Origin of the sequence: Croceicoccus sp. Ery15, from assembly GCF_020985305.1 — a bacterium.
In the GTDB taxonomy this organism is placed as follows: Bacteria; Pseudomonadota; Alphaproteobacteria; order Sphingomonadales; family Sphingomonadaceae; genus Croceicoccus.
Genome location: NZ_CP087588.1, coordinates 3,350,520 through 3,368,668, shown reverse-complemented (window position 1 = coordinate 3,368,668; position 18,149 = coordinate 3,350,520). Strand labels below are relative to the sequence as shown.

At 62.2% G+C, this 18,149-nt stretch carries 16 protein-coding genes and 1 riboswitch; of the genes, 12 read left to right on the top strand and 4 right to left on the bottom strand.

Annotated features, from left to right (window positions below; translation table 11 throughout):
- Positions 1-930 (top strand): cobalamin-binding protein, encoded by a 930-nt coding sequence (locus tag LOZ77_RS16435; RefSeq protein WP_037447548.1) that lies wholly within the window; start codon positions 1-3, stop codon positions 928-930.
- A gap of 93 nt (positions 931-1,023) precedes the next feature.
- A riboswitch (cobalamin riboswitch) is annotated at positions 1,024-1,235 on the top strand.
- A gap of 181 nt (positions 1,236-1,416) precedes the next feature.
- A complete protein-coding gene (locus tag LOZ77_RS16430; RefSeq protein WP_230280026.1) occupies positions 1,417-1,611 on the top strand; it encodes a hypothetical protein in 195 nt (64 codons plus the stop codon).
- A gap of 420 nt (positions 1,612-2,031) precedes the next feature.
- On the opposite strand, the gene LOZ77_RS16425 is transcribed toward LOZ77_RS16430, so the two are convergent.
- Positions 2,032-2,970, bottom strand: coding sequence for a HEPN domain-containing protein (locus LOZ77_RS16425; RefSeq protein ID WP_119587875.1), 939 nt, complete (start codon positions 2,968-2,970; stop codon positions 2,032-2,034).
- Positions 2,971-3,353: 383 nt separating this feature from the next.
- Positions 3,354-4,646, bottom strand: coding sequence for a site-specific integrase (locus tag LOZ77_RS16420; RefSeq protein WP_119587876.1), 1,293 nt, complete (start codon positions 4,644-4,646; stop codon positions 3,354-3,356).
- 801 nt (positions 4,647-5,447) lie between these two features.
- Between LOZ77_RS16420 and LOZ77_RS16415 the strand changes: the two genes are divergently transcribed.
- The 3 genes from LOZ77_RS16415 to LOZ77_RS16405 all read left to right on the top strand — a co-directional run bounded on the left by LOZ77_RS16415 (position 5,448) and on the right by LOZ77_RS16405 (position 11,615).
- On the top strand, positions 5,448-6,443 hold the full coding sequence (locus LOZ77_RS16415; protein ID WP_066859796.1) for an AAA family ATPase: 996 nt from the start codon (positions 5,448-5,450) through the stop codon (positions 6,441-6,443).
- A 3-nt stretch (positions 6,444-6,446) separates the two neighbouring features.
- A complete protein-coding gene (locus tag LOZ77_RS16410; protein ID WP_066859799.1) occupies positions 6,447-8,948 on the top strand; it encodes a S8 family peptidase in 2,502 nt (833 codons plus the stop codon).
- A 558-nt stretch (positions 8,949-9,506) separates the two neighbouring features.
- Complete coding sequence (locus tag LOZ77_RS16405; protein ID WP_066859801.1) at positions 9,507-11,615, top strand: ParB/Srx family N-terminal domain-containing protein; 2,109 nt, start codon at positions 9,507-9,509, stop codon at positions 11,613-11,615.
- A gap of 96 nt (positions 11,616-11,711) precedes the next feature.
- Here the strand turns inward: LOZ77_RS16405 and LOZ77_RS16400 are convergent, their stop codons facing one another.
- The gene (locus tag LOZ77_RS16400) at positions 11,712-12,362 is read right to left on the bottom strand and encodes a DUF2026 family protein (protein WP_230280025.1); all 651 of its coding nucleotides are present in this window, start codon (positions 12,360-12,362) and stop codon (positions 11,712-11,714) included.
- Positions 12,363-12,762: 400 nt separating this feature from the next.
- On the opposite strand from LOZ77_RS16400, the gene LOZ77_RS16395 reads away from it, so the two are divergent.
- A complete protein-coding gene (locus LOZ77_RS16395) occupies positions 12,763-13,062 on the top strand; it encodes a DUF736 domain-containing protein (protein WP_230280024.1) in 300 nt (99 codons plus the stop codon).
- 53 nt (positions 13,063-13,115) lie between these two features.
- Here LOZ77_RS16395 and LOZ77_RS16390 read toward each other — a convergent pair whose 3' ends face one another.
- Positions 13,116-13,769: an abortive infection system antitoxin AbiGi family protein gene (locus LOZ77_RS16390; protein WP_230280023.1), complete on the bottom strand. Its 654-nt coding sequence runs from the start codon at positions 13,767-13,769 to the stop codon at positions 13,116-13,118.
- A gap of 307 nt (positions 13,770-14,076) precedes the next feature.
- On the opposite strand from LOZ77_RS16390, the gene LOZ77_RS16385 reads away from it, so the two are divergent.
- The 6 genes from LOZ77_RS16385 to LOZ77_RS16360 all read left to right on the top strand — a co-directional run bounded on the left by LOZ77_RS16385 (position 14,077) and on the right by LOZ77_RS16360 (position 18,044).
- Entirely contained in the window at positions 14,077-14,922 is an 846-nt protein-coding gene (locus tag LOZ77_RS16385; RefSeq protein WP_230280022.1) for a DUF932 domain-containing protein, read from the top strand.
- Between the two features lie 243 nt (positions 14,923-15,165).
- Positions 15,166-15,417, top strand: coding sequence for an XRE family transcriptional regulator (locus LOZ77_RS16380; protein WP_230280021.1), 252 nt, complete (start codon positions 15,166-15,168; stop codon positions 15,415-15,417).
- A gap of 139 nt (positions 15,418-15,556) precedes the next feature.
- Positions 15,557-15,820, top strand: coding sequence for a DUF2285 domain-containing protein (locus tag LOZ77_RS16375; protein ID WP_230280020.1), 264 nt, complete (start codon positions 15,557-15,559; stop codon positions 15,818-15,820).
- 160 nt (positions 15,821-15,980) lie between these two features.
- A complete protein-coding gene (locus LOZ77_RS16370; RefSeq protein ID WP_230280019.1) occupies positions 15,981-16,757 on the top strand; it encodes a DUF2285 domain-containing protein in 777 nt (258 codons plus the stop codon).
- Between the two features lie 120 nt (positions 16,758-16,877).
- Positions 16,878-17,144, top strand: coding sequence for an AlpA family transcriptional regulator (locus LOZ77_RS16365; protein ID WP_230280018.1), 267 nt, complete (start codon positions 16,878-16,880; stop codon positions 17,142-17,144).
- Between the two features lie 6 nt (positions 17,145-17,150).
- Complete coding sequence (locus LOZ77_RS16360) at positions 17,151-18,044, top strand: replication initiator protein A (protein WP_230280017.1); 894 nt, start codon at positions 17,151-17,153, stop codon at positions 18,042-18,044.
- The last annotated feature ends 105 nt before the right edge of the window (positions 18,045-18,149 follow it).

Genomic DNA, 18,149 nt, shown 5'->3' with positions numbered 1-18,149 from the left:
ATGGCGCAGCCGCGCATCGTGTCCCTCCTGCCGAGCGCGACCGAAATCGCCGTCGCACTCGGATTGGGAGAGAGCCTCGTCGGTCGCTCGCACGAATGCGATTATCCGCTTTTCGTAAAGGCATTGCCGGTCGTCACGTCGACCAGACTCGAGAAAGGACTGACGTCGCGGCAGATCGACGACCGGATCCAGGAAATCGTGAGGCAAGGACTGTCGGTATACGAAGTCGATACCGCGCTTCTGCGGGACTTGCGGCCCGACCTCATCTTGACCCAATCGCAATGCGCGGTCTGCGCGGTCACCCCTGCCGATCTGGAAGAAGCACTCGGCGACTGGATCGGAACCGCCCCGACGCTGCTGTCGCTGGCACCCGATACATTGGAAGATGTATGGAGCGATTTCGCTAAGGTCGCCGAAGCGGCGGGAATTCCCGAGCGTGCATCATCGGTCGTCGGTGACTTGAAGGAGCGGATGTCAGGGCTATCCCGAAGTAGCGCGGAGAGGATGGATCGCCCGCGTGTCGCCGCGATCGAATGGATCGATCCGCTGATGGCCGCAGGAAACTGGGTACCCGAACTAATCGAGGCGGCCGGCGGTCACCCATTGTTCGCGCGAGCCGGAGAACATTCCTCGTGGCTGAATTGGGACGACTTGATTGCCGCCGATCCCGATCTGATCGTTGCGATGCCCTGCGGATATCTGTTGCCACAAACGCTCGCCGATCTGGGGTCGCTCGTCGACCACTTCGGTTGGAAAGACCTTACCGCGGTTCGCAAAGGGAAGGTCTTTGCCGTTGATGGCCACCATCTTTTCAATCGTCCTGGCCCACGACTCGTCGAGTCGGCTGAACTGATCGCGCAGTTGGTTGGGGCGACGCCAACACAGGCATTGGAGATGGGACGGGATTGGATCTCCATCGATGGGGTTTGACGATGTTTTTCGCGCTATTCGACGCGAAACGAGCGCATCAGCCCTTGTTTTCAAAGCTGCGTACCGATACTCAAAATCAGCTGCATGCAAAGTTGCGCGCATTCAGCTTCAAGTTCGCACCGGTAACGGGAACACAGTGAGGCCCTCCAAGGTCAAATCTGCGGCTGTCCCTGCAACTGTAAGCGGCGAGCGAGAAATACTGGCGGGTCACTCCGCAACCACTGGACTGATTGTTTGGTTCGGGAAGGTGTATTTCAAGTGATGACCCGCGAGCCAGGAGACCGACCGGAGCGAGTCGCTCTTGCCTGATTCATGGGATTGGTCAGGCGCGGAATCATTTTCGTCGGAGCGACGATAAGCGGCTTGGATTGCTCCGAGCACGCCCGGTCGGCGTATCGCGTCCGTTGACCAGGCTGCTCGGCCGAGGTCCGGAGATCCAAGCCACTATATCGGCGTGAAGGGCTCAGAGCCCACGGAGAAAATACCATGTTCAAAACTAAAACGAGGGTTCTGGCACTCTCGGCTGCAATCGCATTTGGCTCTTCTGCCGCGGTTGCTCAGCAAACGGATATCGGGCCATTTCTACCCGAAGTGGGACAGGCCATAGCTGCGGCCGAGCAAGGTGCGCAAAACATCTGTGCTTCGAATGGCGGTCTGGCATCTTTCAACGTCATCGCATAATCCAGAACGCCGGTTATTTTGCGGCGCAATTTGAGTATTCATGCAACGGTTGATTCTCAGGCCACTTCGCATTGAATGAGAACGATGAACGGCGCTGGCTTAAACCCGGCGCCGTTTTCGACTGCGGTTCGCGACCGCCCTTTTGTCGACCGCTGACATTCTGAATTTTTCGCGACGATTTGTTGTGTCTCGGAGAGTGTAGCGCGTAGCTGCCGCTATACGATCAACTGTTTTTGGGCGTTCAGATCTCGTACCAGAATGGCTGGGATTGAGGCGCGTTACCAACGACAACCGGTTCTTCATGAACGACCGCTTTTGGCGATAGGTCGAATGCGCTGCTACCACCGAAATGGGGTCGATAGCCGAAGGTCTGCTTCCGGCAAGCCAGATCGATAAGCTGCCGGCCAATCAAATCGGCGTCTACTGCTTATCCGGGCACGATTTGGCATCGGCTTGAAGCTTTTCGAGGCGTTCTGTGCATACATCGTGGACGACGCGACCCAGCTCTTCGACTTGCTCACCGAGCCAATCGAGTTCTTCCTTGTTGATGCGGTAGTGCTTCGAGTAGCGCGCCTTCACGTAAGCTTCCTTGAGCTTCTCGAAGCGTGCGCGATCACGCTTCGTTTCACGCGGCCAGACGTAAGTAAGACGCGGGTCGATCCGTTCAGCCTGGGTGCGCAGGAATGCAAGATTGTGGTTATGCGGCGTATAGAAGGTGCAAACGAGCAGAACGCAGTGATAAAGGCGCTCAGCCGCTTGGTGCAGTTCAAACGCTGCTTTCTTGTTCCAGCCTCTTTTCGTGGCCTCGTTCCCCTGGATGAGAAACTGCTCGGCTGACGGCATCCACTCGTCAAAATACTCCTGAGCCATCGCCAGCGCCTGTTCCAGCGTCTTCGGCTTGGGCGTATGCAGGTCGGTGTCGTCGGATTGGTAGAGCGCAACCCCGTCCTCCTTCACATCCATGAAGAAGTAGCGCCCATGTGCCAGCCCGTTATTCACCTCTTGCAGGGTATGCACGATAAAATTGACCGGCGTCTGGAGCGTACCGGTAACGCCATATTCGCGCATTAGCCGGTCATCGAGCTTCGCCCAGTACTTCACCCTGTCAGTGAGTCGCTTGTCGTTGACGATGATCAGAAGATCAAAGTCGGAGCGGTATCCCTTGGCCGTGTGAGGCTCGTCGACCCAGGTCCCGCGAGCATAGCTGCCGTAAAGAATGACCTTAAGTATCCGCCCGGCCTTCTTCCACTCATGCTTAGCGAGCGCGAAGGCATCGTCGAATTCTTCGAAGATAAGCTGCACGACGCGCTCGATCTCGCGCTGCTTTTGCGGGGGAAGATGATCGAGGTCGGTCTTCATCGTTTAATCTCTAGCAAGCAGCCGCGAAGCTTGCACCTGCCGAGTGCATAAGGCGCGCAGTGACGGCGCACCCCAAAGCGCTGAGGAGCCGCGCGCCGCTGTGCCTAGTGTTAGCAACAATCCGAGAAGGATTGTCGTTAGCATTGTTAAGGGATGCTGGAGCCAAGCATTTCTGCGGGTTTGAGGCCTGTTTCGGTTCCTGATCGTCCGAGCTTTGGGTTCCTGATAGTCCGTGAATCCCGGTTCCTGATAGTCCGAACAGACCACAAGCTTATCCACAAGGCCCATCCCCATTTCTGGAGACGGGCTTTGATTTGGAGCGCTATCCACGAGCTACCGCAGTTTTTCAATCTGACTTTTGGGCAATCTTAGCCAAGTAGGCGTCATGCAACTGCACGCAAAGCTGCCAGTGTGCGCGCTTGCTTGATCTCCCGCACGCTCCGCAACTCGCCACCGTCCAATAGTCGCGCAATCTCTGCCGCCACTTGATCCGCCGCGATGATGAGCGCGGTATCCAGGTGCACATAGCGCTGGGTTACGCCGCGCGGGGCGTGACCGAGTAGGCCCGAGATGGTCAGTTCACTGAAACCTTGCGCCGCTGCCATGCTGGCAAAGCTGTGGCGCAGGGTGTGCGGTGTCACTTTGTCCAGGCCTGCACGCGCGCAGACTCGGCCCAGCACCCGAACGACGCCTACGAAATGCCCATCGCCCCAATCCGCCGGGAAGATGAAGGGCGAATGACTGGACAAAGCCTGAGCCTCCAGCACGTGCATTGCTGAGTCTCCGGCCACGCGGATCTGCGGACCGGACTTGGTATCCGGAAAACGGACGAGATTGTCGTCGGGCTGAACCCATGCCTTGTGCATTGCCAGCACTTCCATGCGGCGAAAACCGGTGAGAAGCATGACGCGGATCGCAGCGAGGCCGGCCGGGTGTTCGCCCTCGCGTTCCATCTGCGTCATCACCTTGCCAAGGTGACGGATTTCGCCAGCGCTCAGATATCGCTTCACCTTCTGCGAGGCCATGATGCGCACGCCTGTTGCCGGACTAACCTCAATAATGCCGAGGCGGCGGGCGTGATTGAGTAGAGCGCGAAGCGTGCTGATGGCGCGGGCAGCAACGCCTGAGCCGCCAGCCGTTTGCCCACCTCGGCTTGTGCGCCTCGCTCGGGCGGTTCGACCAGCCGCAATATCACCTTGCAAGCGTTCAATATCTGCCAATTTCAATTGGCTGACCACGCGATTGCCGATCAGCGGCTTAATGTGGAGTTCAATACGGCTTCGATCACCTGCGACCGATGACGCCTTGATGGGGCGGCGGTTTCGTCCGATCAGCCGACCGGCTTCGGCCTCGGCAAGATACCAATCGCAAACTGCTGCGATTGTCAGCCCCGTACGGACCGAGTGCCGTTCGGCGGATGGGTCGGCCCCGTCGATCACAGCGGCGAGCTTCTTTTGGGCGAGGTCGCGGGCTTGCTCGACAGTCAGAACACCATATTGGCCTATAACACAGCGACGGGTCCTCGCCTCTTGGTTTCGATATTGGATGATAAATGTTTTGGTGCCGCTGGGTTTAACGCGAACGCCAAAACCGCGCAGTTCGCTGTCCCAAAGAAAGGTGTCGCGCTCTCGGTTGGATTTGAGCGCCTCGACGGTGCGTTTAGTTAGTCTGGTCATGCGATTTGTCCTTGATTTGAGTTGTCATTCCTTTCGAAGTTGCTCCTGCGCTCCGGTGGCCCACGCGCTTGATATTTGCTTCCCCACACAGGTGCAGCATGGCCGGGGAAGCAGGGGGGAAGCAGTAGGAGGGAAACCGCCGGAAATCGCAGCGTACCAATGGGGACTCGATGTGAGAAACAAGCAATTGATATTGCCTGGAATATCGTAGATTTTACTGAATACGAAAACGATAGCGAAAATGCCGAGAGGCAGTTGCCAAGGTTGGGGTCGAGGGTTCGAATCCCTTCGCCCGCTCCAGTTTTCCATAGCAAGATCATGCAGTTAGGCGGCTTTCACAGCCGCCTTTTTTGCTTACGCGCTCCGTCAGGAACAAAAAGTAAGCAATACGTAAGCAGGAAATGCCCAGGAAATGCGTGGTTCTGGCGTGCTCCCGGCGGAAATAGGCCTATCCTCCATATTTCACGCCCCTCAAGGTTGCTCATTCGGCGTTCTTCCGCGTGCTCTCATCCTGACGCGAAAAGTTGCTTACGCGCCTTTCCGCTCCTGCTTACGCGGAGCTGTTTTTGCTTACGCGAACGATGAAAGGCCCGACGTCAATCTTAGCCGCTCGCTTGTTGCCAGCCGGGGAATGAGGCGCGGCGAGCGTCTCTGGTCCGGCGGCTTTGGAGCCGACCGCCACGAAGGTTTTGCGAATATCGCGCGCCCGCCCCAGCTTGTTCTTCAATTCTTGGAGCGTTTGCGTTATTGAATCAGGAACGATGGGGGAAATGTGTGTGAGAAAGAAATCGAGTAAATTCAGTGTCTAATGCCAAACAGATATTGGCCATGCTGCGCAGTCGAGCGGAAGGCGACGACGAGCAGTTCTATTCGATCGCTTTGCAGGTTGCCGCTGCTGAGGCCCGGCAGGGTCGCAGAGACACCGCAAACGACTTGCGCACGGCTGTCGATACGGCGCGCGCCGCGCGCGGTGTCAGCCCATCAATTCCTATCGTTTTCGCCCGCCCGCGCGGTGATCTTGAAGGTCTCCTCGATCTTCGCGAACCTACGGTGACGCTCGCCGACGTGATCCTCCCGGCCGCAGTCTCGGAACGGCTCGGCAATGCTCTTCTCCAGCAACGTCGACGGGACTGGCTGCGCGAGCATGGCAAGGCCCCTAACCGGCGGCTCCTGTTCGTCGGTCCGCCCGGATCGGGCAAGACCATGACCGCCGAAGCCTTGGCTGGCGAGCTGAAGCTGCCGCTCTTCATCATAAGGCTGGAGACGCTCATTACCCGCTTCATGGGTGAGACCGCCGCCAAGCTCAGGCTTGTGTTCGACGAGACCCTGCGCCGCCGCGCCGTCTATCTGTTCGATGAGTTCGATGCCGTAGGCGGGCATCGCACGGCCTCGAACGACGTTGCCGAGATGCGCCGCGTCCTCAACAGCTTCCTTCAGTTCATGGAGGAAAAGAGCGCCACCGATAGTCCGCTCGTGGCGGCAACCAACCATCCCGAATTGCTCGATAGGGCCTTGCTGCGCCGCTTCGACGACGTGATCGAGTTCGAGCTGCCCTCGGCCGAACAGGTGCGGGCCGTGGTCAAGGCCAACCTCAAGCCGCTGAAATATCCCCGCCTGGCTTGGTCCACCATCGAGAAGGCGGCGCGCGGCCTCAGCCAGGCCGAGATTGCGCGCGCAGCCGACGAAGCCGTCAAGGCCGCGATCCTCGACCAGCGCGACCAGATCGCCACGCCCGACATCATCGCTCGCCTCGCCGAGCGCCAAGCGATGCGCACCGCGTTCTCTGCGAAACACTGACCTGTGGCGCAACACGACCGACCGCATCTCGACATTTCGGGACTGGCTCACAGCGTTGCGTTCAAATCTCCGGGCAGCAATGCCCGGCAGCGCCCGCTCATCCGCATCCGCGAGGACCACGGCCAGCGCTTGATCGCCGAACTCGCTTCGGCCTTTCAACAGGCCGAACAGGCCCGACAGAGGCCGGACGGCGTTGCGCTCCTTCCTCCGCCGGACGGCACTTTCCTTGAAGTGGAGCTGTCGCCGCAAGCCGGCCCGACCACGCTCGAACGCACGCGGGAGAAAACCCGGCAAGGCGCTGTGACCTTCACCGAACAAGGCGCGCGTCGCATCGCCTTGTTCGTGCCCGACGACATGCGCGACACGCTCGAAGCGGTGTTCCAGGATTACACTTTCGGGCCGCTCAACGAGCGCACCGGCTCGCCCAAAGGGAAAACCCGCGTCGAGACGATCGAGCATATCCGCGAAGCGCGCATCCGCACCTTCTGGCGGGACGATCCCGCCGCATTGCCTGAAGACCCTCAAGCGGAAATGTGGTGGTCGCTGTGGTGCTTCCGCGACAGGGTTGACCGCGTTCTCGAAGCCGCCGCCCAGCTTGGGCTCCATGTCGGCGAGGGCGACACCTTCCTGCGCTTTCCCGAAACCATCGTCGTTCCAGTCTATGGTCGCCGTGCCGCGATCGAGTTGTTGCTGTTCGCCACTGGCGGCATTGCCGAGCTGCGGCGCGCCAGCGACAATCCTCATGTTTTCACCCATGACCTGCGCGACGAGGCGCGCGCGTTCATCGAAGACCTTGCCGAACGGACGATCTGGCCCGGCCGCGAGGCGCCGGCCATCTGCCTCCTCGATACCGGCGTCAATCGTGCCCATCCGCTCATCGAGCCCGCCCTGGCGGTCGAAGACCTCTTGAGCGTCGATCCCGCCTGGGGCGGTGACGATCATGCGCCAGGCTCCGGCCACGGCACCGGCATGGCGGGATTGGCGCTGCACGGCGACCTCGTGGCGCCCTTGGCCGATCAGGAACAGCGACGCCTTACCCACCGACTGGAGTCGGTCAAAATCCTGCCGCCCGCAGGTTTTCCCCCAAACGACCCGCACGCTTACGGTCCCATCACCCAAGGCGCCATCGCACGCGCCGAAATCCAGAACCCTGACCGAGCGCGTATGTTCTGCATGGCCGTTACCAATGGTGGACGTAGCGGTGCCGACGCGACTGCATGGAGCGCCGCCATCGACCAGGCCGCGGCCGGCGCCGAATCCGAGGATCAGGAGAACCCGGCGCCCAAGAGGCTCATCGTCCTCGCCGCCGGCAATGTCCCCGACCACGCCGATCCGGCTGAGATCGCGGACACCGATGCCTTTCCGGCCGAAGATCCCTGTCAGGCTTGGAATGCGCTTGCGATCGGCGGCTACACCGAAAAGAGCCAGATCGCGGAAGCCGGCTACGAGGGCTGGACGCCGATGGCGACCGTCGGCGCCGGAAGCCCCTACAGCCGCACCTCCTACCTCTGGCGCTCGGGCCAATCGCCGTTCAAGCCCGACCTCGTGTTCGAGGCAGGCAACCGGGCGATCAGCCCCGCGAAAACTGAAGCGATTGCCGGCCTCGACTCTCTTTCGCTTCTGACCACCGCGCGCGATGTCGGTCAGCGCCCGCTCGACAGCTTCTGGGCGACCAGCGCGGCGACCGCGCAGGCGGCCCGCTTAGCCGCGCAGATCGCGGCAGACGATCCCGACTATTGGCCGGAAACCATCCGGGCGCTGATGGTCCATAGTGCGCGCTGGACCCCGCCCATGACCGAGGCCATCGCTGCCTGCGCGGCCAAGCGCGACAAGGCGGATTGTCTCCGCCGCTATGGTTACGGCCTTCCCGGCCTTGCCCGCGCTCGCGCATCCGCGATCAACGATCTCGCGCTTGTCGCCCAAAGGGAGATTCAGCCCTTCCGCAAGGAGGCGTCAGGCGTCCGCTTCAACGAGGCCCATGTCTATCCGCTGCCCTGGCCACGCCAGATTCTCGAAGACCTCGACAATCTGCGTGTGCGGCTGAAGGTGACGCTCTCCTATTTCATCGAGCCCAATCCCAGTTTCGCCACGGCAATCGACCCGGCGCGCTACCAATCCTTCGGCCTTCGCTTTGACTTGAAACGGTCGCGGGAGACCACCGCGAACTTCCTGCGCAGGAACAACGCAGAAGGGCGCGAGGAGAATGACCCGCGGCCGGTGAATGAGAATAATGATGGCTGGCTGTTCGGTGAGCGCGCCATCTCGGCCGGATCGCTGCATGTCGACATCTGGGAAGGCCCGGCCGTCGAGCTTGCCGCCCGGAACATGCTTTATATCCACCCGATCACCGGCTGGTGGCGGGAGCGAACCGGGCTCAAGCGCTTCAACGACAGAGCACGTTACGCCTTGATCGTCAGCCTTGAGACGCCGGAAGCGGAAGTCGATCTCTATACTCCGATCGAAACGGCCATCCCGACACTGATCGGCGTCGAAATCGAAGGATAACGCGAAAAGCGGAGCCGTCCCGTGCCGACGAATGCACGGATTCAGCAGAGCTTGCCGACATACCGCCGGTGCCTTTTGTTTTCCGGGCAGGTTGAATGGCTTGCGGGGGAAGGCCTTCCCCTGCTGCCGAGCCCCAGCGGGTCTCGCCAGACCCCTTCGAGCGGGGACACCCCGCAACGCCCCTGAGCAGAACGCGGGGATCTGGTGAGCGCACTCTGGCGGCTAAGGCCGCCCAGGGTTCGCGCGTATTTCTCGGCCCGCGTGGCACTCTTGCTCTGGTCGGGGGCGCGGCAACGGCTGGCCCCCAGTGTCCGCGCGCACGCCGCCGCGCCGGCTGTCCGCCGCAAGGGTGCGTCTCTTTGTGGCGCCGCAAGCGGCCCGGTGCTTGGGGCGCTGCCCCTGGCGCACTTCGGAACGTCTTCCGCCCAGCTTCCTGCGCTTCGCTCCGTGCAGCCGGTTCCCCGCGAAGCCGTCCCTCCGTTTGCACCCCCGGTCTCGCCGACGGGCAGGGTTTCAGCGCGGCGCTTCCCGCTGCGCGGAAACCCAAGGAGTAGGAAGATGACCAAGATTGTTCAGATCGAAACCAGTGCCGCCGAGCCGGTGTCGGGCATCGAGATTTTCGTGCCCCTCAACAAGCTCAAGAAGTCGCCGAAGAATGCGCGAAAGGTGCCGCACGGCGAGGCAGCGATCGAGGCGCTGGCGGCGTCCATCCAGCACAAGGGGATGATCCAGAACCTTGTCGTGGAACCGGAGACGAAGGACGGCGTGCCGACCGGCTGCTATTTCGTCACCGCTGGCGAGGGCCGGAGGCTGGCGCAGTTGCTGCGCGCCAAGCGCAAGCAGATAAAACGGACGCAGCCCATCCGCTGCTATCTCGACACCGAGAACGACGCGGCGGAGATCAGCCTTGACGAGAATGTCACCCGGACGCCGATGCACCCCGCCGACCAGTTCGAGCGGTTCCATGAACTGTCCCGCGACAAGGGATGGGGTGCGGAGGAAATCGGTGCGCGGTTCGGCGTGTCCCCTGATGTGGTGAAGCGGCGGCTGCGTCTCGGTGCGATCAGCCCGAAGCTGATGGATGTGTATCGGCAAGACGGCCTTACGCTCGACCAACTGGCCGCGTTCACCATCACCGACGACCATGCCCGGCAGGAGCAGGTCTTCGAGAACCTGTCATGGAACAAGGAGCCGTGGATCATCCGGCGCGATCTTACCGCAAGCAATATCCCGGCGACTGACCGGCGGGCGGTGTTTATCGGGGCGGACGCCTATGTCGAGGCGGGCGGCACGATCATCCGTGACCTGTTCACCGAGGATGACGGTGGTTTCTTCGAGGATGCAGGCTTGCTCGATACGCTTGTGGTGGAGCGGTTGCGCGAGATCGCCGGGGAGGTTCTGGCCGAGGGCTGGAAATGGGGCGAGGTCAGCATCGACTTCCCCCACGGTCATGGGATGCGGCGTTATTATCCGCAGCATATCGCCCTGTCCGATAAGGACGAGGTGCGGCTGTCGGAGGCAGCGGAAGCCCATGATGCGCTGATCGAAGGCTATGACTCTTATGAGGACATGCCCGAGGCCGTGGCGGCGAAGGCGCAGGCGTTGAGCGACGAGATCGATGCGCTCTGCGCCAAGCGTTCTGCCTATGATCCTGCGGTGATCGAGCGTGGCGGCGTTTTCGTTTCGCTCGGCTCCACCGGCGAGGTGAAGATCGAGCGCGGTTATGTCCGTGCCGAGGACGAGCCGCAGCCGGAAGCGGACCCGGAGGACGACAGCGACGGCATCCGTGTGGAGGACGGCGGAGCCAACGAACACGACGAGGATGCGGACGAAGAAGTGGAATTGGGGGAGGCCGACGCGGGCAAGCCCATTTCCGACAGCCTCATTCGTGACCTCACGGCGCATCGGACGCTCGGCCTTCGTCTGGCCCTTGGCGAGCAGCCCGACATGGCGATGGTCGCGTTGACCCACGCGCTGGTGCTGGACCTGTTCTATCATGGGTTCGGCAAGTCCTGTCTCACCGTCACCGCCAAGAGCGAAGACCTCACCACCCACGCCGAGGGCATCGCGAACACCGAGGCGGGCGAGGCGCTGGCGGCGCGGCATGACCAGTGGGGCGAGCAGCTTCCGGGTGAGACGGCGGACCTGTGGTCGTTTCTCGCCGGGCTGGACGCCGAAAGCCGCACCGCATTGCTGGCGCATTGCGTGTCGCTCACCGTCAATGCGGTGAAGGTGCCGTGGGAACGTCCCGTCACCCGCATCGAGGCGGCGGACGGGCTGGCGCAGGCCATCGGGCTCGACATGACGGCGACGTGGACCGCGAACACGCGTAGCTATTTCGGGCGCGTCACCAAGGCTCATATCGCGCAGGCGGTGAGCGAGGCCATCTCCCCGGAGGCAGCGGAGCGCATCCAGCCGTTGAAGAAGGAAGCAATGGCCGACGAGGCGGAGCGGCTTGTCGCCGGAACGGGATGGTTGCCAACTGTGTTGCAAACCGTCGAGCCGGAAGCCGAAGCGCCGGAGGCCGTGGAGGTGAAGGAGGAGGATTTCGAGACGGACGCGCAGCCGTCCGAAGCGGAGGCCCCCAATACCGAAGCGCAGGACGGCGGGGATATGGTGGAGCCGTTGGAAGGCGAGCAGTCGCACTATGCGGTAGCCGCTGAATAGGTGACGGGCCGGGGCTGCTATGGCGGTCCCGGCCTTACCTTTGACGAGAGGCCGAAAAATGCGGCCGCGCCCTGACCGGGCGCGGCCGTTCCTGTTTCATAGGCGGGGTTGAATGCCTACCAAGCTCCGCGCGCTATTGTGGGGGGGTAATGTGAGATGCCGCACGATTCCGTCGTTGCTGCCCATGCTGATCGTCGGCCGCTGCTTCCCGCGCCGGCTCCCGAACCACGCCTCGGCTATGCCCAACAGGTCGGTATTGATCGGGCGGCTCAGGAAATGGTCGATCAATTCCTCGCTCAGATCGGGATCAGGAAAGACCATATAGTCGCCCGTAGCCTGTAAATCGTCCAGGCTCTGCTTGTCGTCCTCAAGGCGTTTCTGGAACATCTTGCGCGGGAGCACGACATCGGGTTGGGCAATGGCGAACGACTCAGCGTAGATCGGCGCCATAAAGTCGATGACATGATCTTTCGTCTGCACCCACATATGGAAGCCATCGTTGCCCCAACTGAACTTACCGCCCTCATCCTTGCCATAGAAGATGCACTTGGGAGCATCATCGACACAGAGCGCGAATCCGCCCGCAACCGCCGTGGCGGCAATTCCGTAGTGCTTATTCAACAGATACGACCCGACGATCGAGAAGAACGTGCAACCACGTTCAACATTCCCCTCATCTTTGATGACGCCATGAATAATCTGATGGACCCGGTTATATTCGGGCATTGGCAGAACAAATTTGCTCATGGACACTCCGCAGTCACATCGGCCGAGCCTTGATTGCCTTGGATCAACCGAACAAGCCAGGCAGCAACGGCAGGGGCTCGCCGCGTGCCGCGCGGGCCGCATTACCTGCGGAGGCTACCGTCACCCATTCCACGCGCCAGTCGATCCTCCACGACACGACCGCCACACGGCCTCTCGAAAGGCTTGTCTGGCCGAGGTTCGCCCGCCTTCCCGCAACAGCAGCGGGCGGCTTTTTTCCGCCGCCGGGCGAGCCCGGCTTTGCATCGCGAAGCAAAAAAGCCGCCCGCTGCCGCCAGCCACTGCGTTCTGTCCTTCGGATGCAGGTCGGTCATCCCCCGTCCGGGCGACAGCCATCGAGGCCGCAATGGGTGCGGTCCCGAGGCAAGAAAGGACTGACGACATGATCCGCGGCATCTTCACCACCACTGAGAATGGCTACACCGGCGAAATACGCTCCTTCGGAGTCCGTGAGCAGGTTGAATTGCGCCGGGTTGAAGGCAAGGATAACGACAAGGCGCCTGACTTTCGCATCCATCCAGTCGACGACGATCGCATCGACTTCGGCGCTGCATGGGCGAAGACAAGCAAGGAGAACAGGGCTTACGTCTCGTTCAAGCTGACCCTCCTTGGTGGCACGCCGGTCTATCTCAGGCTGTTCAAGGACGAAACGAGCGGCACTTACGAGCTGGTTTCCGACTGATCCTATAGCGCCCCGACCATCCAACGGAGCGGGGCGCTACACTCTCGGCCATCTCACGGGAACAGGACGCTATTGACCTGCTCTAAGCTCCAATAGGGATCAATGAATGGACATTTATAGCTGGGTCCGAGCTGCTCCTGTTCTGCATCCTCGAAAAAAGCCTTGGCAGCATCGTGCAGGCCTTCAGGAATAATGAGAAATGCTGGATCGGATTCCTCGAAACTGAGGTCGCCAACGATCCGCCATTCGCGTTCCCATTCGAAGAAATAAGAGGCGCTGCCGTATAATCCCGGCTGATCGACAAAGGGCGCGATCTTCCAGACAGGACTTTCGGGGTCGCCGACCGATTCTTGTATCATCGCTCGCAGCGCCAGTGCGTGCGGCGTATCTTGATACGCATACATGATCGGTCCGCCGGCTCGTGCGACGATGAAATCTTTTCGAAATCCGATGCCATAAGACCCTCGCTTGTCTGCGAGGCGTTTGAGTTGATGAAGCGGCACCTCGCTAAACCACACGCATTTCGGGGATTCGGCGTAATTCTTTCCGCTTCCGAAGCGATTGCGTGCCTCAACCCTCCTCTCAGAAAGAATAGATATTGAATTGTCATATTCACTCTGATGGGCGGACTTTTTTGTGAAATGAACTACGAACGGAGACATATCGTGCCAATCTGGATGTGTTGACCCGACTAATTTCTGCGTCACTCTTCGTGCCCCCCTTGGCCTGGCAATCTACGCGACCCTTGTATCTTGATCCGGCCGACATCGAGAGAATGCAAGTCGCCTAGTAACTCGATCGAATGCGCCGCTCGCGCGGCGCCGTGCTTGGGGCTCTGCCCCCGGCGCACTCCAAGCGGCTTCCGCCCAGCTTCCTCCACGCAGCAGCCGCGTTCCGTGCAGCCGGTTCCCCGCGAAGCCGCGTTCCGTTTGCACCCCCGGTCTCGCCGACGGGCAGGGTTTCAGCGCGGCGCTTCCGCTGCGCGGAAACCCAAGCCCAATGAAAGGAAGACCCATGACCATCCACCACCTTGCTACCCGGTTCGGCCGCAACAGTCATCAGATCGGCGGTTATGAGCCGCTCGACAATGAGGCGCTGTATCGCCACGTCCCGTCCATCTTCGCCCGCGAGGCGCACGACAGCCGTTCCGAGCGGTATGTCTATGTCCCCACCATCGACATCGTTGAGGGGTTGCGCCGGGAAGGATGGTTCCCGTTCTTCGCCGTGCAGTCCGTCCCCCGCGACGGCAGCCGCCACGGCCACGCCAAGCACATGCTGCGCCTGCGCCGGGATGAGGGTATCGGCAAGCCCGAGGCGGCCGAGGTCATCATCGTGAACAGCCACGATGGCACCAGCGCATATCAGATGTTCGCCGGTATGCTGCGTTTCGTCTGCACCAACAGCATGATTGCAGGCGAGCGGTTCGAGGAGGTCCGCGTGCCGCACAAGGGCAATATCGAGCACGACATTATCGAGGGCGTTTACACCGTGGCCGAGGACTTCCCCCGGCTGATCGACGCCAGCGCGGCAATGAAGGAGGTTCGGTTGTCCGAGGTTGAGCAGCGCTTGCTTGGCGAGGTCAGCCTTGTCGCCCGCTATGGCGACGATGAAAGCCCGCTCACCCCCGAGCAGATCATCGCGCCGCGCCGCTACGAGGATCGGGGCGATAGCCTGTGGACCACGTTCAACGTGATACAGGAGAACGTCATTCGGGGCGGATTGCATGGCCACAAGCACAATGCCGAGGGCCGTATCCGCCGCAGCCGTTCGCGCCCGATCAACGGCATCGACCAGAATGTGACGCTCAATCGCGCGCTCTGGACACTGGCCGAGGGGATGCAGCGCCTCAAGACGGGTTAACCGTTTCAAGCCGCAGGGCTGGACCGTCCGGCCCTGCGGTTTCGCTTTTACCGTCCGCATGACGCTGCCGACCCGCTCCCCGGATCGGCGGCGGCCGCGCTTCCCAATGGTCCGCGCGGCCGCTGAAAGAGGCGCGCTCGCCGGGCGTTCGCCCGGCTCGCGGTGTCTGATGCCACTATGCCAAGACGACTATAATAGTCGTTTTGATGGCGTATAGCGCCGGGCTCGTGAACGTGACCGCGCATGATTACTTCCCGCCAGGTGCGGGCCGCACGCGCGCTTCTCAATTGGACCCAGGAGATGCTTGCCGACGAGGCCCTTGTTGCGTTGACCGCGCTGAAACGCCTCGAATCCGAGAATAACCTGCCCGTGCGCGAAGATACGCGCCATCAGGTGGTCAAGGCGCTGGAGGAGGCGGGCATCGTCTTCCTTGATTCGGAACGCGGCGAAGGCGTTATGTTGGTGCGCGGTGCGGTGGAGAAATCGCGGAAGTAATGGGCGCCGATGCTCGCCCGGCTATACTCTCCGCGTCATCCGGCCATAGCGTGGATGGCGTGATTACTTCGGTCCATTGTGGTGTATAAGCCATCAATCTGCGGGCGCACGGAGCAATAGCTGAAGGCGGAACGAGGCGATGGCGATAGCCGCTTTCGAGGACCGTGCACCCGACGCACCGCACGTCACCGACTATGACGAACGCCATGTCCGCACCTACTGGCGGCTGCTTGATGCGGCGGACGAAAACGCCGACTGGCGCGAGGCCGTGCGGATCATTTTCGGGATTGAACCCGAGGCTGAACCCGAACGCGCCCGCCTTGTGCATGATTCCCATCTCGCGCGCGCCCGATGGATGACTGAGACCGGCTATCGCCATTACATGCGGCCGCCCCAACTGTAGGTGCGGGCCGGGGTCACACAGTCGAAAATGCGGAAACCTCGTCAAATCGCTGACTTTAATCCGCTATGCGCCTCTCCGCCCGGCAGGGCTTCTCGACGCTCGCACGGCTGAGAACATTCCCTGACGCGCTCCATAGAGAGCCACGCTTGGGAGGATTGCCGTGCCGCCTGAGAGGGACTGGCGCGCGCCCCCGGACGAAGCCGGGGACGAGGCGCTGCAATATTCCGACATCGCCATCGGCTATCTCAGCCGCAATGCCCGCTATCGCGCTGACTATACCCGCGCGCTCGGCCACGTGAAACGCGGCGCGACCACCGCCGACGAGGCGACCGCCGCCCTGGTGAACCGCTGGGGCATCAGCTACCACGCCGCGCCTGGCGCAGCCTTCGACCGCAAGCTGGCGGTCGCGCGCCCCGACCTGTCACCGGCCAGCATCATCATAGCGCCAGTGCTCGCCGGCCTCGGCGCCAGCCCCCTCGACATGGAGGCGCTGGGCGACATTCGCGCGCAGATTAGGATGGGCGACTTCCTGCATGTCATCCTCGCCGATCCTGATGGCGACGAACATCTGTGCGTGTGCGGTTCGTGCCGCCGCCCAATGGCGGTGATGCTGCCGATCGAGCTCGATCCCCTCGCGCGCCTCGCGTCCGCCGAGCGCCTGTGCCGCCGCCTCAGCGGCATGGCGGCCGGCCCACCGGCGCTGCGTCCCCCGCCCTTCCGGCGCGAACATCTCCTCACCCTGCTGCAAGTGCTCGACGGCCGCCGCGCCGGCGCCAGCCAGCGCGAGTTGGCCGCCTCTCTGATCCATCCCAAGGTTCGCCGTTACACTCCCACCAAATGGACGGACAGCGCTGAGCGCAAGTGCATCAGGCGCTGGCTCAAGGAAGCCATCGAACTGCGCGATGGTGGCTACATCCGGTTGCTGCGCGGCGGCTGAGGGGGACATTCCCAACCCAGTCTCCGGCGTCCCCTTCTCCGCATAGGGGGCATTTCGCCACCATTCCCTTCTGTCCGCCGAACCCCTTTTTCGGGGCCGGCCATCACCAGGAGGATCATCATGGCCGAGCCTGTCGCCGCCACAACGCCACGCTATCTCAAGACGCCCGACGCGGCGATCCATCTCGGCCTCTCGACCCGCACGCTGGAAAAGCATCGCTGCTACGGCACCGGCCCGGTGTTCCGCAGGCTCGGCGGCCGGATCGTCTATGCAATCGACGACCTCGACGCCTGGGCCGCGCTCGGCACCCGCCGTTCGACCTCCGATCCGGGCAGCGGCGTCGTCCATCCCGCCAAGCGCTTGCCCACCGATTGCGTGCGCCGCTGAGCACCGATGCCCACCGCACGCTCCCTTTCAGGCCGGTCGAGCGCCGAGCGCACGCAGCTTGAGCTGTTCCGCTCGGTCCCCGGCGACCTTGCGGCCCGCGACGCGCAGGACTTGATGGCCTGGCCGTTCTTCTCGCTCGGCAAGGCCCGCCGCACCGCGCCCATCGACTTCCGCATGGGCGCGACATGGATTTCGGTCGAGGCCGTCCCCGAGCATGGCATGGCGAATATTTGGGACGCCGACGTGCTGATCTGGGCGGCGAGCCAGCTCATCGAGGCGCGTGACGCCGGACGGCCGACCTCGCGCCTGATGGTGACGACGCCGCACGAGATACTGGCGTTCACCCGGCGCGGCACCGGCAAGGCGAGCTACGAGCGGCTGAAGGCCGCGCTCGACCGCCTGCAATCCACCACCGTCGCCACTTCGATCCGGCAGCGGCACCAGCGCCGCCGCCACCGGTTCTCATGGATCAACGAATGGCGGGAACTGGCGGACGGCAACGGCCGTTCGCTCGGCATCGAGCTGATCCTGCCCGATTGGTTCTATGCCGGCGTGCTCGACCGCGCGCTCGTGCTGACCATTGACCGCGCCTATTTCGACCTGACCGGCGGCCTCGAACGCTGGCTCTACCGCATCGTGCGCAAGCATGGCGGCCGCCAGCAGGGCGGCTGGAGCTTTGACGTTCCGCATCTCTATCTCAAATCCGGCGTGCTCTCGCCGCTGCGCCGGTTCGCGTTCGAGCTGCGCGCCATCGTCGCGCGCCAACCGCTCCCCGGTTACGTCCTCACGCTCGAACATGCGCTCGGCCGCGACCGGCTGAACTTCACCCCCATCCCCGTCGATCCGTTCGACGCCGCCATGCGCCGCGTCGGCCTCAAGCCTGTGGAGAACTGGCCATGAGGTTCGGACTATCGGGAACGGACGGATTCGGACGATCGGGAACGCGAGACTCGGACTTTCGGGAACGCGCGATGCTCGCAAACCCGCAGAAATCCTCGCGGAATC

Bases quoted from the DNA above. Each gene is read 5' to 3' on its own strand.
- LOZ77_RS16365 (WP_230280018.1), top strand. From the start codon at position 16,878: ATGGCCGAGCCTGTCGCCGCCACAACGCCACGCTATCTCAAGACGCCC.
- LOZ77_RS16430 (WP_230280026.1), top strand. From the start codon at position 1,417: ATGTTCAAAACTAAAACGAGGGTTCTGGCACTCTCGGCTGCAATCGCA.
- LOZ77_RS16375 (WP_230280020.1), top strand. From the start codon at position 15,557: ATGGCGATAGCCGCTTTCGAGGACCGTGCACCCGACGCACCGCACGTC.
- LOZ77_RS16405 (WP_066859801.1), top strand. From the start codon at position 9,507: ATGACCAAGATTGTTCAGATCGAAACCAGTGCCGCCGAGCCGGTGTCG.
- LOZ77_RS16425 (WP_119587875.1), bottom strand. From the start codon at position 2,970: ATGAAGACCGACCTCGATCATCTTCCCCCGCAAAAGCAGCGCGAGATC.
- LOZ77_RS16395 (WP_230280024.1), top strand. From the start codon at position 12,763: ATGATCCGCGGCATCTTCACCACCACTGAGAATGGCTACACCGGCGAA.
- LOZ77_RS16385 (WP_230280022.1), top strand. From the start codon at position 14,077: ATGACCATCCACCACCTTGCTACCCGGTTCGGCCGCAACAGTCATCAG.
- LOZ77_RS16400 (WP_230280025.1), bottom strand. From the start codon at position 12,362: ATGAGCAAATTTGTTCTGCCAATGCCCGAATATAACCGGGTCCATCAG.
- LOZ77_RS16380 (WP_230280021.1), top strand. From the start codon at position 15,166: ATGATTACTTCCCGCCAGGTGCGGGCCGCACGCGCGCTTCTCAATTGG.
- LOZ77_RS16360 (WP_230280017.1), top strand. From the start codon at position 17,151: ATGCCCACCGCACGCTCCCTTTCAGGCCGGTCGAGCGCCGAGCGCACG.
- LOZ77_RS16435 (WP_037447548.1), top strand. From the start codon at position 1: ATGGCGCAGCCGCGCATCGTGTCCCTCCTGCCGAGCGCGACCGAAATC.
- LOZ77_RS16420 (WP_119587876.1), bottom strand. From the start codon at position 4,646: ATGACCAGACTAACTAAACGCACCGTCGAGGCGCTCAAATCCAACCGA.